We start from the raw sequence: 18021 nt of genomic DNA, 5'->3' as shown, positions 1-18021 counted from the left end.
GTCAGAGCCAGCGCCATGGCGGGCGGGCCCATGTATGACAACCGCGTTTCCGGCTATCTCTATATTGCGCCGTTCCTGATCGGTTTGGCGACCTTCACCCTGTTTCCCTTCCTGTCCTCCTTCCTTCTGTCCTTTTCGGACTATCAACTGCAGGACCCGGTGCAGCAGGCGCGCTTTCTGGGCCTTGGCAATTATCTGCATATGATGGGGGATGACACGTTCCACGGCTCCCTGGGCGTGACCTTCCTTTATGTGTTCGTCACGGTGCCATTGAAGCTGGCCTTCGCCCTGTTCATTGCCTTCGTGCTGAATTTTAAGCTGCGGGGCATCAGCTTCTTCCGCACCGCCTACTATGTGCCTTCGATCCTGGGAGGATCGGTCGCCATTGCCGTCCTGTGGCGCTATGTGTTTGCCGGGGACGGGCTGATCAACCAGGCTTTGGTCTGGGCCGGTGGGGAACCGTTGAACTGGCTGGGCGAACCGGCCTATGCCCTGTTCACCATCGTGCTGCTGCGGCTTTGGCAATTCGGATCGGCCATGGTGGTGTTCCTGGCCGGCCTGCAGAACATACCGACCGACCTTTATGAAGCGGCGACCATTGACGGGGCCGGCAAGGCCCGGATCTTTTTCACCATCACACTGCCGCTGCTGACGCCGGTGATTTTCTTTAATTTCATCATGCAGATTGTCCAGGCGTTTCAGGAGTTTAATGGCCCCTACATCATCACCGGCGGTGGCCCGTTGAAATCCACCTATCTGCTGCCGCTGATGATCTATGAAGAGGCGTTCAAATATTTCAATGTCGGTTATGCGGCGGCCTTGTCCTGGGTTCTGTTCCTGATCATCGCCATCTTCACCATCATTGCCTTTGCCTCCGCCAAATATTGGGTCTTCTACGGCAATGAACGGGAGGACGAGGAATGAACCTGATCGGGACAGCCCGCCGCGATGCCGCCTGGATGGGCCGCGTCAATGCGTTGATCCGCTATGGTGTATTGATCGGGGTGGGGCTGATCATGCTCTACCCGCTATTCTGGATGGTGGCCGCCAGCTTTAAGCCGAACCATGAGATTTTTGGATCGGTCAATCTGTGGCCAAAGGACCCGACGCTGGACGGGGTGGTGAAGGGCTGGCGCACGGGCACAGAGTATAGTTTTGCAACCTATCTGCTGAACAGTTTTATGTTCATTATTCCCAAGGTGGTCCTGACAGTCGTGTCGTCGGTGCTGGTGGCTTACGGGTTTGCGCGGTTCCGCATGCCGGGTAAACAGCTTTGGTTTGCGCTGATGGTGGCCACCATCCTCTTGCCGAAAAGCGTGCTGCTGATCCCGCAATATCTGATGTTCCGGGAATTGGGCTGGCTGGACACCTATCTGCCGCTCTATATCCCCTGCGCCTTTGCCACCGATGGGTTCTTCGTCTTTATGGTGGTGCAGTTCCTGCGCGGCATTCCGCCTGACATGGAAGAGGCGGCGGTGATCGACGGCTGCAATTCGCTGCAGGTGCTTTGGCATGTGGTGGTGCCCGTGATCATGCCCGCCATCATTTCCATCGCCCTGTTCCAATTCATGTGGAGCTTGAACGACTTCCTGTACCCGTTGATTTACCTGTCCTCGGTCGGCAAATATCCGGTGGCGCTGGCCCTGAAAATGGCCATCGACGTCACGGAGGCCACGGCCTGGAACCAGGTCCTGGCCATGTCCACGATTGCACTCCTGCCCTCGCTGATCGTCTTTTTCCTGGCGCAGAGATACTTTGTCGAGGGGATCACATCAGGCTCTGTTAAGGGATGATCACCCCAATGGCTGCTGCTGTGTGATACAGTGGATGCCACCGCCACCACGCACAATGTCCAAGGCCGGGACGGGGATGATGCGGCGGTCGGGGAACAGCTTGCCGAACAGGCTGATGGCTTCCGCATCCATCGGGTCGTCGAACAGGGGCATGACGATGCCGCCATTGGCCATGTAAAAATTGGTGTAGGACAGGGTCAGGCGCACACCATGCTGTTCCTGTCGTGCCGGTGTGCGCAGGGTGACAACCTCCAGTGACCGGCCTGCCGCGTCGCGTGCCGCCTTCAATCGGGCGATATTGTCCTGAAACACGGGATGGTTCGGGTCGGACCTGTCATCTGTGTCCATGGTCAAAACCACGCCGGGCTTTACGAAAGCCGCGATCTCGTCGATATGGCCATCGGTTTCGTCCTGTTCATACCCTTTGTTCAGCCAGATGAACTGCCGAACACCCAGATGGGCTGACAGGTGCGCCTCGATCTCTGCCCGCGACAGAAGCGGGTTGCGGTTGGGATTTAGCAGGCATTCCTCGGTCGTCAGCAGGGTGCCCTCACCATCGACATGGAACGACCCGCCTTCCATGACCAGGGGGGCCGCAAAGCGCTTCAGCCCCTGATGCTCTAAAATCAGCTGCCCGACCTGCGTATCCAACTGGAAGTCGTCATAGTTGCGGCCCCAGGCGTTGAAGCCCCAGTGAACGCCGGCTACATCCCCCTTGCCGTTAACCACGAAGCTGGGCGCATTATCGCGCAGCCAACTGTCGGAACAGGGGACGGGCAGCACCGATACGCCCGGCCCGCAGGCCAGGGAGACATCGGCCGATGCGCCGTCGGGGCACAGCATGGTCACCGGCTCAAACTGCGCGATAGCCTTGGCAACCTCGGCATAGGCGGCACGGGCAGCCGGCAGGCCATTGGGGAACGTCTCTTCCCGAACCGGCCATGCCATCCAGCAGCGTGCATGCGGCGCCCATTCGGCGGGCATGTAAAAGCCTTCGGCGGCGGGAGTGGTCATGATGCGATCCTTGGGTTCAGAAACGGGCCAGACATGAAAACGCCCCGGCGAGGGTACCCGCCGGGGCGCTGTCCTGACAACCATGCCGGTCCAAAAACGGGGGCCGGCTGATGATTTTTGGTCAGAGATAAAAATGGGAACTGCTAAAAGAAGCAGGCCTTTCCGCCTCAATCACGGCGGTTGGCCGGGTACTGCTCAACCGAAGCGGCATAACGGGAAAAAGCACCGAGCCGCAGCATAGGAAGCAGGAAAAAGTACCGCATGATGTGTCTCCATCGTTGTTTTCGATGGGCGTAATATAGTTGCGTACGGACTGTTTAGCCATCCGGGGGCCGCGCCGGGGCAAGACTGCGCGGCGCGCATGGCTTGGGGTTCAAAGGAAAGGGGGTGAGGGCAAGGCCCTCACCGCTTCACATCCAGCCCTTCCTCATTCACCAGGCTCATGACATCGGCCACTGACACCAGATTGGCATCTCCTTGCACTGAATGCTTCAGCGCGGCGGCGGCAGCCGCAAAATTGATGGCCTGGTCGGCTGCCCAGCCCTTCTCCAGCTCATGGATCAGACCGGCGGCAAAGGCATCGCCGCCGCCGATCCGGTCGACAATGCCGTTCAGCTTGTAGGTGCGCGAATAATGCACCCGGTGGTCACGGGCAGCCACGCGGCCCGTCAGTTCCTGATGGTCAACGTCATGATGGCTGCGAATGGTGGAAGCCAGCCATTTCAGCCCTGGCCAGGTCTTGAATGCCAGTTCCGCCGCCGCCAGAAACCGTTCGGAAAGCGGGATGGCGTGGAAATCCGCCCCAAGGATCAGCGCAATGTCACGTTCATTGCCGAACATCAGATCGGCACAGGATGCCAGCTTGGCAAACACCGCTGGCGCGTCGCCGCCCCGGTCAGCCCACAGCTTGGCGCGATAGTTACAGTCGAAGGAGACCTTGACCCCAGCGGCCTTCGCGGCCTCCGCCGCTGCCACCACGGCCTTTTCCGCCTCTGCGCTGACGGCGGGCGTGATGCCACCGACATGCAGCCAGCCCGCACCGTGCAGAAGGGTGGGCCAGTCATAGGCACCGGCCTCTGTCACGGCAAAGGCCGACCCGGCCCGGTCATAGATGATCTCCGAGGGGCGCTGCATGGCACCAACAGTCAGGAAATAAAGGCCCATACGGCCATGCCGCATCTGAATGCCGCGCGTGTCAATGCCATGACGGCGCAGTTCGCCACGGCAGGCCTCACCGATCCCCTGGTCGGGCAGGGTGGAGACAACCGCTGCGTCCCAGCCGAATCGCGCCAGGGAGACGGCAACATTCGCTTCCGCTCCCCCAAAGGTGACATCCAGGCGCGGGCTTTGCAGCAAAAGTTCCCGCCCCGGCGCGGTCAGCCGCATCAGCAATTCACCGAAACACACGATACGCCCGGTCATCGGGTCTCTCCCTTCCGCCTTGCAAACCCACCTACTGCGGGATTTGTGCCACATCCTGTGGCGAACTTGGATATCTCAGTGCAAAAACGTATTGCCACCGGTGTCAGATCAGATCATTAATAGGCCTGTCACCGGTGTCAACGCCTAGCGGCTCCGGCGACCGGTATAAAGACTTAAATCGTTGGTCCAACCCCTTACTTGTCGTTTCGGCAACAGGTGAGGTCAGTGTGGCGAGAACGATAAATCCGTAGGGGAAGGAAGCAATGATGAACTTCGCGGGTACGACCTGCATTCGCCGCCGCCTCGCCGGCGCCTCCGCTCTGGTGCTGCTCGCCGGCCTCGTTCCGGCCGGTGTCCAGGCTCAGGAAGCCTTGGAAGAAATCGTCGTCACGGGCTTCCGTGGCTCGCTGGCCAGCGCCATCAATCAGAAGCGAAATGAAAATGACATTGTCGATGTCATCAATGCCGAGGACATCGCCGACTTCCCGGACCTGAACCTGGCCGAATCGTTGCAGCGTATCCCCGGCGTCTCCATCGATCGCGATGGTGGTGAAGGCCGGTCGATTACCGTGCGCGGTCTGTCCTCGACCTTCACGCGTGTCCGCCTGAATGGCCTGGAAGCGCTGGCAACGACGGGCGGTAAGGACGGGTCGGGCGGCGCCAATCGCGGCCGCGGTTTCGACTTCCAGATTTTCGCCTCCGAACTGTTCAACAGCCTGACCGTTCGCAAGTCCACGTCCGCACAGACCGAAGAAGGTTCCCTGGGCGCCACCGTCGATCTGCAGACGGCCCGCCCCTTCGATTACAACAAGTTTGTCTTCGCGGCTGGTGGACAGGTTGGCTACAATGACCTGTCGAAGTCCAAGGATCCGCGCGGCACGCTGCTGGTCGGTGACACGTTTGCCGATGGCAAGATCGGCGTCTTGGCATCGGTCGCCTATGCCAAGACCAACCGCCTGGAAGAGGGTTCGTCCACGGGCCGTTGGGAAAATCCGGCTGTCGCCGGCAACTCTGCCGGTCGGTTTGAAGGCGGCGGTGCGCTGAACTCGGCCGCCAATGCTGCCCTGCCGGAAAACAATGCCTGGCACCCGCGTATCCCCCGCTATGGCCGCCTGGATTATGACCAGGAAAGGCTGGGTGTGACGACGGCTGTACAGTTCCAGCCTTTTGAGAATACGCGGATCGACCTGGACCTGCTCTATGCCAACCTGCAGGGTACGCGCAAGGAAGAGTATCTGGAAATCATCTCCTTCAGCCGCAATGCGGCGTCGGGCGGTAATGGTTTTACCAATGTTCGCCAGGCCCAGTATGACGCGAAGGGCAACCTGATTGCCGGCACCTTCGATGATGTCGATGTGCGCACCGAACAGCGCTACGACGAGCTTGAAACCGACTTCCTGCAATATTCTGTTGGGTTGAATCAGGATTTCTCCGAGACCCTGCGGTTCAAGGGTGTGGCCGGCTGGTCCACGTCGAAGCAGAAGAATCCCATCCAGACCACGTTGTCGCTGGAACGGTATGACAGCGACGGCTACGTCTATGATTTCTCCCGCAATATGAACCTGCCCTCGTTCAATTACGGGTTCGATGTCACCAATCCGGCGAATTATGTGTTCAGCCCCTCGACCCGCGCCGTGGCGGGTGGCCCGGTGTTGGGTGATCCGTCGCTGATCCGCATGCGTCCCAACCAGACGGACAATGAGTTCCGTACCTTCCGGGGCGATGTCGAATGGGATGCCCAGGATTGGGTGACGCTGAAGGCCGGTCTTGTCCAGAAGACCTATGATTTTAATACGGTGGAAGAGCGCCGGTTTGTCACGCGTGACCCGTTCAGCACGGCCAATTTGACAGAAGCAGGCGTACCGCTGCCGGCTGGCACCACGATTGCCAGTGTCTCGGAGTTGTTGACCGGCTTTGGTCGCAATCTCGGAATGCCTGAAGGCACGCCGACCACTTGGGTTGTGCCCAGCATCAACAAGTTTGCGGATTTGCTGGGCATCTATTGCGACTGCGTCAACCAGTTTGGCGATTTCCGTCTGGATCGCTCCAATCAGTTCGGCGCCAATCGCTCGGCACGCGAAGAAAGCCTGAGCGCTTACATCCAGGCTGATTTCAGCACGGAAGTCGGCGATATGCCGCTGCGCGGCAATATCGGCGTGCGCCAGGTGAAGACCAAGCTGTCCTCCACCGGTTATGTCGGCACCACACTGGCGACGATCGAACGGGAATATGACAATACCCTGCCGGCCTTGAACCTGACGCTGGAACCGGTAGACGATATTCTCGTGCGCTTTGGTGCAGCCAAGGTGATGGCGCGTCCCGACCTGCCGCAACTGACGCCGGGTGGTGCAATCAACAACACGGCCGCTACGCTGAACATCGGCAACCCGTTCTTGGAGCCGATCAAGGCGAACACGGTCGATCTGTCCTTTGAATGGTATCCGGAACGTGAAACGCTGTTCACAGTCGGTCTGTTCTACAAGGACATCAAGACCTACATCCAGAACATCTCCGAGACGATCCCGTTCCGGGACACGGGCCTGCCGGCCTCCTCGCTGACGGGCACCAACACGCTGGATACTGTTTTCACGGTAACCCGTGCGGCCAACACCGAGGGCGGCCCGCTGAAGGGTTTCGAGGTCAGCCTGCAAAAGCCGTTCACCTTCCTGCCGGCCCCGTTCGACAATTTCGGCGGCATCGTGAACTTCACCTACGTGACATCTGACATCGACTATATCGTCGCTGGCCGGACTGTCACAGAGCCGCTGGTTGGCCTGTCACCGAAATCCTACAATGCCACCCTGTATTATGAGGATGACGCGTTCTCGGCCCGTATCTCCGGTTCCTTCCGTGATGGTTACCTGACACAGATCGCGCCGGGCAATGGCAACGACATCCGTGGCAAATCCTCAACCTTCAACCTGGACTTCTCGGCCAGCTATGAAGTGACGGAACAGATCACGGTGTCGTTCGAAGCGATCAACCTGACCGACCAGTTCGATGAGCGCTGGGTTGGCACCAGCGATCGTAAGAACCTGGAGACCTATGAACATACGGGTCGTCAGTTCTTCCTCGGTGCGCGTTACAAATACTGATGATTTCTGCTTCCCCCGGCCCCTCGGGCTGGGGGAAGCCCCCCCAGGGCCGCAATGCGGCCCGGCGTGGAAACCGGTGGCAGTGGACTGCCGGGTTCGCTATTGCCTTCCTCTCCTGTTCCGAACTCATGACGGCCCCCCCGGTACAGGCGGGGCCGTTTTCCTGTTGATTGGAGCCCGATCTTGAATATCCAGGCTTTCACCACCCTGCTGAAAAGCTCCCCCGTCATTCCCGTCCTGACCATCGACCGGGTGGAAGACGCAGCCCCCCTGGCCGTGGCATTGAAACAGGGGGGGCTCTGCGTGGTGGAGGTGACGTTGCGCACACCGGCCGCCCTGGATTCGATTACCGCCATGAAGCGGGCCGTGCCCTCCCTGATCGTCGGCGCTGGCACCATTTTGAAGCCCGCCGATCTTGATGCCGCCATGTCGGCGGGGTCCGACTTCATCGTCACCCCGGCCACAACCCGCGCGCTGGTGGCCCCACTGAAATCTTGCGGTGTACCCGTGATCCCCGGTGTGGCAACGCCCAGCGAAGTGCTGGAGCGGTTGGATGACGGGTTTGAGGTGCTGAAGCTGTTCCCGGCGGAGCAGTATGGCGGTGCTGCCACCATCGCTGCCCTGTCCGGGCCCTTGCCGCATGCCCGGTTCTGCCCCACGGGCGGCATCGGCCGCGACAAGGTTGAATCCTATCTGGCGTTGAAGAATGTCGTGGGTGTTGGCGGGTCCTGGATCGCAACCCCCAAACAGATCGCCAATGGTGACTGGACGGGCATCACAGAAAATGCCCGTGCAGCGGCGGCTTTTGCCCGCGCCTGAACTTTCGCTTCCGGGGGCCATTCATGATGGCCCCCGGTTGGGTGCTGCTGCTGGCCGTCTATACATGCCGGCTTTACTGTTATCCTGTCACCGGTTACCTTTTGGGGGTGCGTAGACGCATCGGTACCGGATGGCCTCTCATTGCGGTTTTGGGGTTGCGCCTGCGCAACGCACAGTGCAGTACAGTGATCATTGTCCACCCACAGGACAATCGTCGCCCACCGCGCCGCCGATAACGCATAAGAATGGGACAGCAGCCTCCATGCCCCGCGCCCGCGCCACCCAGCCCGACAGTGAAATCCCCGTGATTGTGGAACCGCCCAAGACCTATGTCTGGGATCTGAAACGCCGTCCGACGATCAATGATGTGGCACGACTGGCGGAGGTATCCAAAAAGACGGTGTCGCGGGTGATCAACCAGTCGCCACTGGTCAATGAAGAAACCCGACAGAAAATCGCCAAGGTCATCGACGATATCGGCTATGAACCCGATCCGCAGGCACGGGGTCTGGCGTCACAGCGATCGTTTCTGTTGGGCATCATTTATGACAATCCCAACAGCCAGTACGTGGTCAATGTCCAGGCTGGCATTCTGGAGGCCTGCCGCAAAAACGGGTTTGAGCTGGTGGTGCATCCCTGCATCCGCACCAGCCCCACCTATATGAAGGAGATGCGGCAATTCGTTGAACGCCAGAAACTGGATGGCGTCATCCTGTTGCCACCCCTGTCGGAAGATGAGGCATTGGCCGCCATGCTGACGGAGATTGGTTGCCGCTTCATCCGTGTGGCCTGTGTGCCGCTGGATGTGGCCGCCCATCTGGTTGTCTATGAGGATTACAAGGGGGCCGCGGAAGTGGCCGATCATCTGGTCGAACTGGGCCATCGCCGCATCGGCTTCATCGCCGGTACCCCGCAATATAAATCAGCCCAGGAACGCCGACGGGGCTTTGCCGACGGACTGGCACGGCACGGGTTGGGCCTGGACCCCGACCTGTGCGCCCAAGGTGCTTATACTTTTGAAAGCGGCCAGGAATGTGCCGAAAAACTCCTTTCGATGAAGAATCCGCCGACGGCCATTTTTGCCTGCAATGATGAAATGGCCGCGGGCGTCTACCGCATCGCCTTTCAAAAGGGGATTGTCATCCCCCGTGACCTGACCGTTGTCGGCTTCGACGATAGCCAGTTGGCCCTGCGTATGTGCCCAGCCCTGTCAACAGTGCGATCCCCGGTCCGCGATATGGGTCGGACCGCGGCTGAAAAGCTGATCCAGCGGATCGCCCAGCCCGATGCCAAACTGCGCGAAACCATTTTCCAGCCGCATCTGGTGGTGCGGGAAAGCAGCGGGCCGGCGCGATAAAATGGCCGGACGCTGGGCCCTTCACGTCATCATCCTTGTATGGAAACCGGTGTCACCTTAAGATGGGGTCTGGTTCCTACCGCACAGTGCAGGAGTTATGACGGTGTCCACCGCCCAGGAAATCGCCCAGCGTTTTGTTGCCGCCCGCCGGGCCGGTACATCCCTGCCGGATTATCCCGGCACCATTCCCGACAAACTGACCACGTCCTACGAAATCCAGGATGTTGCGCGGTCGCTTTGGCCGACGCCGGTTCGCGGGTGGAAGATCGGCATGGTGCCCCCCGCCCTGCGGGAACCGCTGGGGGCGGTACGGCTGGCCGGTCCGGTGTTTGACGGCAATGTCTGGGAATACAGCGAAGGCCAGATCATCGACCTGCCCATCATTCCCGGCGGTTTTGCTGCTGTGGAAGGGGAATTTGTGGTCAAGCTGGGCGCTGACATGCCTGCCGAAGGACCGTCGGATGAGGCAGAGGCACGGGGCCTGATCGGGTCCATCCATGCCGGCATCGAACTGGCCGGCAGCCCGCTGGCCACGATCAATAAACTGGGCCCGACCGTGGTGGTCAGCGATTTCGGCAATAATGCGGGTTTGATTGTGGGGCCGGCACTGACCGGCTGGCAGGATGCCGCTCCGCAGAGCCTGACCGTGGAAACGCGGATCGATGGTGCTGTCGTCGGCACCGGCAACTTTGCCAGCATTCCAGGCACCCCGGTACAGGCGGTGGCCTTCCTGCTGGCTCATTGCCGTTCACGTGGCATCGCCCTGCCGGCGGGCACGCTTATCACCACCGGTGCGGTGACCGGCATTCATGACATTGCGCTGGGCCAGTCCTCCACCGTAACCTTTGCGCCGGGTGGCGCAATCACCGTCCGCACGGTGCAGGCGCAGCCGCGCTGAACTCAGTCGGCAATGCCGAACCGATAGCTGGAGACGTGGCGGTAAACCTGCCCCGGCTCCAGTCGGGCGGAGGGAAAAGACGGTTGATTGGGGCTGTCGGGGAATTTCTGCGGTTCCAGGCACAGGGCGTCGGACTGTCGGTACAGCCGGCCGCCCTTGCCGGGCAGATTGCCGGGCAGAAAGTTGCCGGAATAAAATTGCAGCCCCGGTTCCGTGGTGAACAGGTCCAGGGTGCGGCCGGAGAACGGATCGACCACTCTGGCGGCAAAGGCTGGTTCCCGTCCGCCGCCGGCATCCAGCACAAAATTATGGTCATAACCACGTGCCAGCAGCAGTTGCGGCTCACCCGCGTCACGGATGCGGGCGCCGATCCTGTGTGGGGTGCGGAAATCAAACGGGCTGCCCGTCACATCCCGCACCTCGCCGGTCGGGATCAGAGTGCCATCCACCGGTGTGTAATGGGCTGCCGCCAGGGTCAATTCATGGTCCAGTATGTCGCCGCCGGCACCGGCGCTGCCCAGGTTGAAATAGGCGTGGTTGGTGAGGTTGATGACCGTCGGGGCGTCCGTCGTGGCCGTTATCTCCACCGTCAGGATGTTATCCTCGTCCAGGTGGTATCGCGCGGTAATATCTACCGTACCCGGAAAACCTTCCTCGCCATCCGGGCTCTGATAGGTGAAGACAGCGTCGTTGGGGCTGTGGCTGAACAGGGTCCAGGGCACAAGGTCGAGACCCTTCACCCCCCCATGCAGACAGTTCGGGCCGTCATTGCAAGGCGTCTGGTAGGATTTTTCATCCAGCGCGAAGCGTCCGCCGGCAAGGCGGTTGGCATAGCGCCCGACAATGGCACCCAGAAAGGTGCGGTTGGCCAGATAGGTCGCCAGGTCATCATGACCCAGCACAATATCGGCCAGCCTCCCCTCCCGGTCTGGCATCCACAGCGCCTGCAGACTGGCGCCCAGTCCGATAAGACGGGCGGCCGCCCCCCGCCGGTTGACCAATGTCACCCACTCCACCGGCGTGCCGTCCGGCAAGGTGCCGAAAAGCCCACGACCAGCAAGGGCAGGGGCGGGGGGCATCATGGGCATGGTCGACCTCGGACTGGAAGGGAGCGCCTTTTTAGGCTGAAATAGTAAGACTATTCAAGTGGGCCGCCTGCTCTTTGCTGGATTTATCATATAAAATAGTCTATTCAGGCAATCCCTGTGTCGGCCCATTGAGGAACGCCTATGTCCTGCATCCGGATCGGTCTGGTTGGTATCGGCAAGATCGCCCGCGACCAGCATCTTCCCGTCATTGCTGCCAATCCTGACTACAGGCTGGCCGCCGTGGCCAGCCGGCAGGGGCATGTCGATGGGGTGCCGACTTTTCCCAATCTGACGGCGCTGCTGGCAGGTGCCGGTGATGTCGATGCCATCAGCCTGTGCACCCCGCCACAGGCCCGCCACGCCTTGGCCCGGCAGGCGCTGGAGGCTGGCAAACATGTGATGCTGGAAAAGCCGCCGGGGGCAACCCTGACCGAAGTTTATGACCTGATTGACCTGGCACGCGCCAAGGGGCTGGCGCTTCTGGCCACTTGGCATTCGCGCTACGCGCCAGCAGTGGAACCGGCGCGGTCATGGCTTTTGGGCAAGAAGCTGCTGCGCGTGCATGTCTGCTGGAAAGAGGATGTGCGTCACTGGCATCCCGGACAGGAATGGATCTGGGCACCGGGGGGGCTGGGCGTGTTTGATCCGGGCATCAATGCCCTGTCGATCATCACCCATCTGCTGCCCAACGCCCTGATCGTGGACAAGGCGACGCTGGAGGTGCCGGCCAACCGACAGGCACCGATCGCCGCGACGCTGGAGATGCATGATCATCAGGGTCTGGCTGTGACGGCGGAGTTCGACTGGCGTCAGACGGGACCGCAGACCTGGGACATCATCATCGAAACCGATCAGGGCACCCTGACCCTGTCGCGCGGCGGCGCGGTGATGAGCATTGATGGCGTGGCCCAGATCGAACAGAAGGAACAGGAATACACTCATCTCTACGCCCTGTTCGCGCGTCTGGTAGCCGAGCGCCGTGTGGATGCCGATCTGGCGCCGCTGCGCATCGTGGCCGATGCCTATATGCTGGGCCGGTGGGTGCGGGTAGAGGATTTTGTCGAGTAATACCACCGACCATCAGTTATGACCGTTGGTACGGCGGCGACCCGCCGTACCGCCCATGCGGCCTCGCCAAGCCGGCGGATGCTGGCACCGGCGTTAAGGAGCCTGAAAGCGTCACCAAAGGTCAGGATTTCAGGCCGCTGGTATCATAATGGGGTTAAGCCCGGTCGAATCCCGACTGGATGACGGCCCGCATGGCCTCTGCTGCGGCCGCCGCGTTGCGCGCCTCAATGGCGTCAACGATGGCGGCGTGGGCGGCCACGACCTGTGCCTGCAGGGCCGGACTGTCGATGGGTGATGTGAGGGAGAAGGAGGCCAGCAGCGCCACCTCGATCACCGCAGCGAAGGACCGCATCATCGGGTTGCCCGACGCGGTGCCTACCGCCACATGGAAATCCAGATCGGCCTGGGCAAAGCTGCGCTGATCATGGCCAGGGTCCGTCATGGCGGCGATGCACCGGCGCAGTTCAGCCAGATCGGCGGCCGTGCGGCGCTGCGCTGCCAGGGCGGCTCCCTGCGGTTCGAGGGCGGTACGGACCTCGACCAGATGCCGCCGCAGGGTTTCATCCAGCCCCTGGCTGACCTTCCAGGCCAGAACATCGGCATCGAAATAGTTCCAATGCATCGGGTCCTGAACACGGGTTCCCACCCGCGTCTTGGAAATCAACAGCCCCTTGGCCGATAGGGTCTTCAACACCTCGCGCAGGGCGGTGCGGGAAATGCCGAAGCGCGACAACAGGGCCGGCTCCGGCGGCAGGTTAGCGCCGGGCACATATACCCCGGTCAGAATCTCCAGCCCCAGGGTGCGGACGATCTGTTCATGGTTCGACAGCGGACGGTCGGCGGCCCAGCGGGCTATGGACATATTCTACCCCGTGCGCCTGGTGGGAGCGGAAAATTGCAGGATCAGGCGTTGCAGTCCGATAAATATGAACAAAAGCATGCCAATGGCAATCTTCGTCCACCAAGAGGACAGGCTGCCATCAAAGGTGATCCAGGTCAGGATCAGCCCCTGGATCAGCACGCCGATCAACGATCCCGCCATGCCACCCACCCCGCCGGACAGCAAAGTGCCGCCAATCACCACCGCCGCGATGGCGTCCAGTTCTACGCCCACCCCCGTCAGGGCATAGCCGGACCGGGTGTAAAGCGAGAAAATGATGCCAGCCAGGGCCGCCATTGTGCTGGACACGCCATAGACCAGGATGGTGGTGCGGGCCGTGTCGATGCCCATCAGGCCGGCAAAGCGGGCATTGCCCCCCAGCGCATAGACTTTCAGCCCCGCCCGTGTGAAATGCAGCAGCACCCCGCCCGCCACAAAGGCCAGCAGCATCAGAAGCGCGATCAGGCCCAGCCGCCCGCCGCCGGGTAGGGTCAGCGAAAGGCCGGACAGGGTCTGATAGAATTCATGGCGCACGGGGATACTGTCGGTTGACAGCAGCAGCGCAGCCCCGCGCGCCAGGAACATGGCGGTCAAGGTTACGATGAAAGGCGGGGCCTTCAGCCAGTGGATGGCCGCCCCGATTCCACAGCCGAACAGGGCACCCCCTACCAGCATGATGGTGAAGGAGACCAGCGGATGCAGTCCCGCCCCCTCAATCATCACCGCCAGCGCCACGGTGGTGAAGCCCATCACAGCCCCCACGGACAGGTCGATACCGCCCGACAGGATGACAAAGGTCATACCGACCGCCAGCACGCCCAGAAAGGCATTGTCCGTCAGCAGATTGGCGATGACCCGGCTGCTCAGCATCGCTGGATACTGTAGCGCGCACAGGGCATAGAGCAGGATGAAGACACCCAGCGTAGCCAGGAAGGGCAGGGTGCGGGCATTGACGCGCATCATGCCGCGCCCCTTCTTCTCAGCCGCGTGGTCAGGCGCGCGATGGCCGGCTGACAGGCGGGGGACTGCACCACCAGCACCAGGGCGATGACCAGCGCCATCAGCAGCAGGTTCAATTCCGGGGGCAGACCGGCGCGCAGGATGCAGGTCCGCATACCTTGCAGAATAACCGCACCCAGCACCGACAGGCTGATGCTGAACCGCCCGCCATAAAGGCTGGTCCCGCCGATAACGACGGCCAGGATGGCATCCAGTTCCAGCCACAGGCCGGCATTATTGGCATCGGCCCCCCGGATGTCAGCGGCGGCGATCAGCCCGGCCAGGGCCGCCATCAGCCCCGACCAGACATAGACGCCGATCAGGATGCCAGGGGCCGGCACACCGGCCAGCCGGGCCGCACGGGGACTGGTCCCCACCGCCTCGATGAACAATCCCAGGGCGGTGGCGCGGACCAGCAGGCCGGTGATCATGGCGGCGGCCAGTGCGATCAGGACGGGCAGGGGCAGACCCAGCAGCGTCGCCGAACTGACACCCGCCAGGCCGTCATCGGTGAAGGTCAGGACGCGGCCTTCTGTGATCATCTGTGCGATGCCGCGCCCCGCCACCATCAAGATCAGGGTGGCGACGATGGGCTGCAGGCGGAAGATCGTGACCAGGACACCATTCCACAGGCCACAGACCAAACCAGTGCCCAAGGCCGCCAGCACCGCGACAGGCCAGGCATGGCCCGCATTGACACTGGCGGCAGCAACCGCCCCGGCAATGGCCATGATGGCCCCCACCGACAGGTCAATGCCGCGGGTGGCGATAACGGGTGCCATGCCAATGGCCAGGAGAATCACCGGCGCACCCCGGTTCAGGATGTCGATGATGCCGCCGAACAGCCGCCCCTCCACCAGCCGCAGCTCCAGAAACCCCGGCGCTACAGCGACATTGGCCAGCAGGACCAGGGCCAGCAGGATCAGCCGCGACCGGGCCGCCATGAACCAGCCGCTCATGCCGCCCGTCCCGACGGCGGCACAGCCCCCGGCATCACGATGGCGTCGATGATGGCGGACGGGGTGACATCGTCGCCCGCCAGCATGCCGGCCTGTCGGCGTTCACGCATCACCATGACCCGGTCGGCATAGGCGGCGACCTCCTCCACCTCGGACGAGATGACATAGAGCGCCATGCCCTCGTCCCGCAGCTTTTCCAGCAACAGGATAATCTCCGCATGCGCGCCAACATCAATGCCGCGTGTCGGTTCGTCGAGGATCAGCAGGCGCGGCTGGGTGGCCAGCCAGCGGGCCAGCAGCGCCTTCTGCTGATTGCCGCCGGACAGAAGCTGGATTGGCTTTTCCGCGTCTGGCGTGCGGATATTCAGCAGCTTGATATAGGTGTCGGCCAGTTCCCGTTGGCGGGCCGGCGGCAACCGCTTCATCCAGCCCAGGCGCGCCTGCAGCGCCAGCACGATATTCTCAGCGATGGACAGGTCGGGCACGATCCCATCCAGTTTGCGGTCTTCCGGGCAAAAGCCAAATCCTAAGCGGATGGCATCGCGCGGGCCCTTCAGCGTGACCGGTCTGCCATCGACAATGATCTCACCCGCATCGGCCCGTTCCGCGCCAAACAGCAGCAGCGCCGTTTCTGTGCGACCCGATCCCAGCAGGCCGGCGACGCCCAGCACTTCGCCCTGCCGTATCTCCGCGTTGAATGGCGCCACCAGATGTTGTTTGCCCAGGCCGTTCACGGTCACGAACGGCGCGCCCGGTTCGCGCGCGGCATGCCGCTGCAAATGGCTGTCGCCACTGGGCAGCTTGCCCAGCATCATGGCGACCAGATCGAGCCGGGGCAGCGCCGCCGTGCGGCGTTCACCCACCAGCTTCCCACCCCGCAGGACGGTGATCCGGTCGGTCACCTCATAGACCTGATCCAGGAAATGAGTGACAAACAGCACGGCCATGCCCGAGGCCGCCAATTCGCGCATCAGGCGAAACAGCACCGCCACCTCCGCACTGTCCAGGCTGGCCGTCGGTTCATCCAGGATCAGGACACGGGCGGACATATCGACGGCGCGGGCAATGGCGATCAATTGCTGCACGGCGGTAGAGAAGGCCGACAGCGGCTGTGCCGGGTCGATCGACAGGCCGAAGCGCGCCAGCAATAAAGCCGCCTCCCGTCGCATGCGTGCCCGGTCGACCAGACCGAATCGCGTCGGCTCCCGGCCCAGATAGATATTCTCCGCCACCGACAGGTTGGGCAGCAGGGTGATCTCCTGATAGACGGCGACGATGCCGTTGGCTGCCGCCTCCGCCGGGCTTTTGGGCCGCACCTCCCGCCCGTCCAGATGGATGGACCCGGCCTCGACCGGTTGCGCGCCGGTGAGAAGGTTGATCAGGGTCGATTTGCCGGCCCCGTTCTCCCCCAGCAGCGCATGGATTTCGCCGGCGCGCAGGGTCAGGTCCACCCCGTCCAGGGCCCGCACACCGGGATAGGTGCGCGTCAGCCCGTGGGCGGACAGCAGCGTCGCCGCCAGATCTCCCATCAGTAGAGATCCTTGCGGCGTTCATACTCCGCTGCTGCCGTGTCGGGCAGGTACAGGGTAGACGGTGTCTGCACCCATTTCGGCGGCACTGTTCCGTCCTTGTTGTAGGCGGCCAGCAGGTCATAGGCACGGCTGGCCATATCGGGCGTCAGTTCGACGGTCGCATTGGCATCGCCATCGGCCATGGCTTTAAAGATATCAGGAACGGCATCAATGGAGACGGCGAGAATCTCGCTGCCCGGCTTCAGGCCGGCTTCCTTCATCGCCTGGATGGCGCCAATCATCATATCGTCATTATGGGCGTAGACGGCGCAGATGCTGCCCGGCGCCTCGGCCTTGATGAAGCCCTCCATGACCTCCTTGCCTTTGGCGCGGGTGAATTCGCCGGACTGGGTGCGGACGATCTGCACATTGCCAGCGCTGGAAATGCCCTCCTCAAAGCCCTTCTTGCGGTTGGCCACCAGCGAGGCGCCGATGGTGCCCTGGATTTCGACAACGCGGCAATCCCGGCCCGCCAGTTTTTCCACCAGCCAGCGACCCGCAACGCGGCCTTCCTCCACCGTATCGGAGGTCACGGCGGACAGGTACAGGCTGGGGTCGGCGGTATCAATCTGCCGGTCCAGCAGGACGACAGGGATATTCGCGGCCTTGGCCTCGCCCAGCACCTCATCCCAGCCGGACGAGATGACGGGGGCCAACAGGATGGCATCCACACCCTGGGCGATGAAGGACCGGATGGCTTTGATCTGGTTGGCCTGCTGCTGCTGCGCGTCGGAGACCTTCAGATTGATGCCGCGCTTTTCGGCTTCCAACTTGGCCAGCTTGGTTTCGGCTGCACGCCAGCCGGATTCCGACCCGATCTGGGAGAAGCCGATGGTCATTGCAGCGGCCGCCTCATTGGCCTTTGTCGCCTTGTCTGTCCCGCCCTTGTCGCCGCAACCGGCCATGGCAGCCATCATCAGGGCTACAGCGCCGTATTTCGCCAAAGCTTTCATCGCACCCTCTGTCGTTTTCCGTCCCTGGGCCAGGTCGCTGCCTTTCTGTTGAGGCTGCCCCGCCAAATCATGCTTGGAAAAAGGATTAGTATTATTATATCACCA

At 61.9% G+C, this 18021-nt stretch carries 15 protein-coding genes; 7 read left to right on the top strand and 8 right to left on the bottom strand.

From position 1 onward, the window contains the following. Positions 1 to 30: 30 nt before the first annotated feature. Together CHU95_RS19545 and CHU95_RS19540 are read left to right on the top strand one after the other, a co-directional pair. Entirely contained in the window at positions 31 to 924 is an 894-nt protein-coding gene (locus tag CHU95_RS19545; protein WP_094458555.1) for a carbohydrate ABC transporter permease, read from the top strand. Continuing rightward, positions 921 to 1793, top strand: coding sequence for a carbohydrate ABC transporter permease (locus CHU95_RS19540; RefSeq protein WP_094458037.1), 873 nt, complete (start codon positions 921 to 923; stop codon positions 1791 to 1793). The genes CHU95_RS19545 and CHU95_RS19540 overlap by 4 nt, the downstream gene beginning before the upstream one ends. On the opposite strand, the gene CHU95_RS19535 is transcribed toward CHU95_RS19540, so the two are convergent. Continuing rightward, positions 1794 to 2807: an agmatine deiminase family protein gene (locus CHU95_RS19535; RefSeq protein ID WP_094458036.1), complete on the bottom strand. Its 1014-nt coding sequence runs from the start codon at positions 2805 to 2807 to the stop codon at positions 1794 to 1796. 402 nt (positions 2808 to 3209) lie between these two features. After that, positions 3210 to 4229: a sugar kinase gene (locus CHU95_RS19530; RefSeq protein WP_094458035.1), complete on the bottom strand. Its 1020-nt coding sequence runs from the start codon at positions 4227 to 4229 to the stop codon at positions 3210 to 3212. A 263-nt stretch (positions 4230 to 4492) separates the two neighbouring features. On the opposite strand from CHU95_RS19530, the gene CHU95_RS19525 reads away from it, so the two are divergent. The 4 genes from CHU95_RS19525 to CHU95_RS19510 all read left to right on the top strand — a co-directional run bounded on the left by CHU95_RS19525 (position 4493) and on the right by CHU95_RS19510 (position 10398). Then, complete coding sequence (locus tag CHU95_RS19525; RefSeq protein ID WP_094458034.1) at positions 4493 to 7324, top strand: TonB-dependent receptor; 2832 nt, start codon at positions 4493 to 4495, stop codon at positions 7322 to 7324. Between the two features lie 183 nt (positions 7325 to 7507). Next, complete coding sequence (eda, locus tag CHU95_RS19520) at positions 7508 to 8143, top strand: bifunctional 4-hydroxy-2-oxoglutarate aldolase/2-dehydro-3-deoxy-phosphogluconate aldolase (RefSeq protein WP_245838425.1); 636 nt, start codon at positions 7508 to 7510, stop codon at positions 8141 to 8143. 262 nt (positions 8144 to 8405) lie between these two features. Continuing rightward, positions 8406 to 9500, top strand: a complete 1095-nt coding sequence (locus CHU95_RS19515; protein ID WP_094458033.1) for a LacI family DNA-binding transcriptional regulator — start codon at positions 8406 to 8408, stop codon at positions 9498 to 9500. Positions 9501 to 9603: 103 nt separating this feature from the next. Then, complete coding sequence (locus tag CHU95_RS19510) at positions 9604 to 10398, top strand: 2-keto-4-pentenoate hydratase (RefSeq protein WP_207762556.1); 795 nt, start codon at positions 9604 to 9606, stop codon at positions 10396 to 10398. Between the two features lie 2 nt (positions 10399 to 10400). Here CHU95_RS19510 and CHU95_RS19505 read toward each other — a convergent pair whose 3' ends face one another. Beyond that, positions 10401 to 11486 carry an aldose epimerase family protein gene (locus CHU95_RS19505; RefSeq protein ID WP_207762555.1) on the bottom strand — a complete coding sequence of 362 codons (1086 nt, stop codon included), beginning with the start codon at positions 11484 to 11486 and terminating at the stop codon, positions 10401 to 10403. 141 nt (positions 11487 to 11627) lie between these two features. Between CHU95_RS19505 and CHU95_RS19500 the strand changes: the two genes are divergently transcribed. Continuing rightward, on the top strand, positions 11628 to 12554 hold the full coding sequence (locus CHU95_RS19500; protein ID WP_094458030.1) for a Gfo/Idh/MocA family protein: 927 nt from the start codon (positions 11628 to 11630) through the stop codon (positions 12552 to 12554). A 154-nt stretch (positions 12555 to 12708) separates the two neighbouring features. Here the strand turns inward: CHU95_RS19500 and CHU95_RS19495 are convergent, their stop codons facing one another. Genes CHU95_RS19495 through ytfQ form a run of 5 tightly spaced genes read right to left on the bottom strand, consistent with a single transcriptional unit; the run spans position 12709 to position 17916 of the window. Beyond that, positions 12709 to 13416: a FadR/GntR family transcriptional regulator gene (locus CHU95_RS19495; RefSeq protein ID WP_094458029.1), complete on the bottom strand. Its 708-nt coding sequence runs from the start codon at positions 13414 to 13416 to the stop codon at positions 12709 to 12711. A gap of 3 nt (positions 13417 to 13419) precedes the next feature. Next, entirely contained in the window at positions 13420 to 14397 is a 978-nt protein-coding gene (gene yjfF / locus CHU95_RS19490; protein WP_245838423.1) for a galactofuranose ABC transporter, permease protein YjfF, read from the bottom strand. Beyond that, on the bottom strand, positions 14394 to 15392 hold the full coding sequence (locus CHU95_RS19485) for an ABC transporter permease (RefSeq protein WP_094458028.1): 999 nt from the start codon (positions 15390 to 15392) through the stop codon (positions 14394 to 14396). The genes yjfF and CHU95_RS19485 overlap by 4 nt, the downstream gene beginning before the upstream one ends. Next, complete coding sequence (locus tag CHU95_RS19480) at positions 15389 to 16921, bottom strand: sugar ABC transporter ATP-binding protein (RefSeq protein ID WP_094458027.1); 1533 nt, start codon at positions 16919 to 16921, stop codon at positions 15389 to 15391. Before CHU95_RS19480 ends, CHU95_RS19485 begins: the two co-directional genes overlap by 4 nt. Then, positions 16921 to 17916: a galactofuranose ABC transporter, galactofuranose-binding protein YtfQ gene (ytfQ, locus tag CHU95_RS19475; RefSeq protein ID WP_165772273.1), complete on the bottom strand. Its 996-nt coding sequence runs from the start codon at positions 17914 to 17916 to the stop codon at positions 16921 to 16923. Before ytfQ ends, CHU95_RS19480 begins: the two co-directional genes overlap by 1 nt. Between the last annotated feature and the right edge of the window lie 105 nt (positions 17917 to 18021).

The organism is Niveispirillum lacus (genome assembly GCF_002251795.1).
Classification (GTDB): domain Bacteria; phylum Pseudomonadota; class Alphaproteobacteria; order Azospirillales; family Azospirillaceae; genus Niveispirillum; species Niveispirillum lacus.
Note: the sequence above shows the minus strand (reverse complement) of the source record. Positions and strands in the feature narration are given on the sequence as shown.

Bases quoted from the DNA above. Each gene is read 5' to 3' on its own strand.
- CHU95_RS19545 (WP_094458555.1), top strand. From the start codon at position 31: ATGTATGACAACCGCGTTTCCGGCTATCTCTATATTGCGCCGTTCCTG.
- CHU95_RS19540 (WP_094458037.1), top strand. From the start codon at position 921: ATGAACCTGATCGGGACAGCCCGCCGCGATGCCGCCTGGATGGGCCGC.
- CHU95_RS19535 (WP_094458036.1), bottom strand. From the start codon at position 2,807: ATGACCACTCCCGCCGCCGAAGGCTTTTACATGCCCGCCGAATGGGCG.
- CHU95_RS19530 (WP_094458035.1), bottom strand. From the start codon at position 4,229: ATGACCGGGCGTATCGTGTGTTTCGGTGAATTGCTGATGCGGCTGACC.
- CHU95_RS19525 (WP_094458034.1), top strand. From the start codon at position 4,493: ATGATGAACTTCGCGGGTACGACCTGCATTCGCCGCCGCCTCGCCGGC.
- CHU95_RS19515 (WP_094458033.1), top strand. From the start codon at position 8,406: ATGCCCCGCGCCCGCGCCACCCAGCCCGACAGTGAAATCCCCGTGATT.
- CHU95_RS19505 (WP_207762555.1), bottom strand. From the start codon at position 11,486: ATGCCCATGATGCCCCCCGCCCCTGCCCTTGCTGGTCGTGGGCTTTTC.
- CHU95_RS19500 (WP_094458030.1), top strand. From the start codon at position 11,628: ATGTCCTGCATCCGGATCGGTCTGGTTGGTATCGGCAAGATCGCCCGC.
- CHU95_RS19495 (WP_094458029.1), bottom strand. From the start codon at position 13,416: ATGTCCATAGCCCGCTGGGCCGCCGACCGTCCGCTGTCGAACCATGAA.
- yjfF (WP_245838423.1), bottom strand. From the start codon at position 14,397: ATGATGCGCGTCAATGCCCGCACCCTGCCCTTCCTGGCTACGCTGGGT.
- CHU95_RS19485 (WP_094458028.1), bottom strand. From the start codon at position 15,392: ATGAGCGGCTGGTTCATGGCGGCCCGGTCGCGGCTGATCCTGCTGGCC.
- CHU95_RS19480 (WP_094458027.1), bottom strand. From the start codon at position 16,921: ATGGGAGATCTGGCGGCGACGCTGCTGTCCGCCCACGGGCTGACGCGC.
- ytfQ (WP_165772273.1), bottom strand. From the start codon at position 17,916: ATGAAAGCTTTGGCGAAATACGGCGCTGTAGCCCTGATGATGGCTGCC.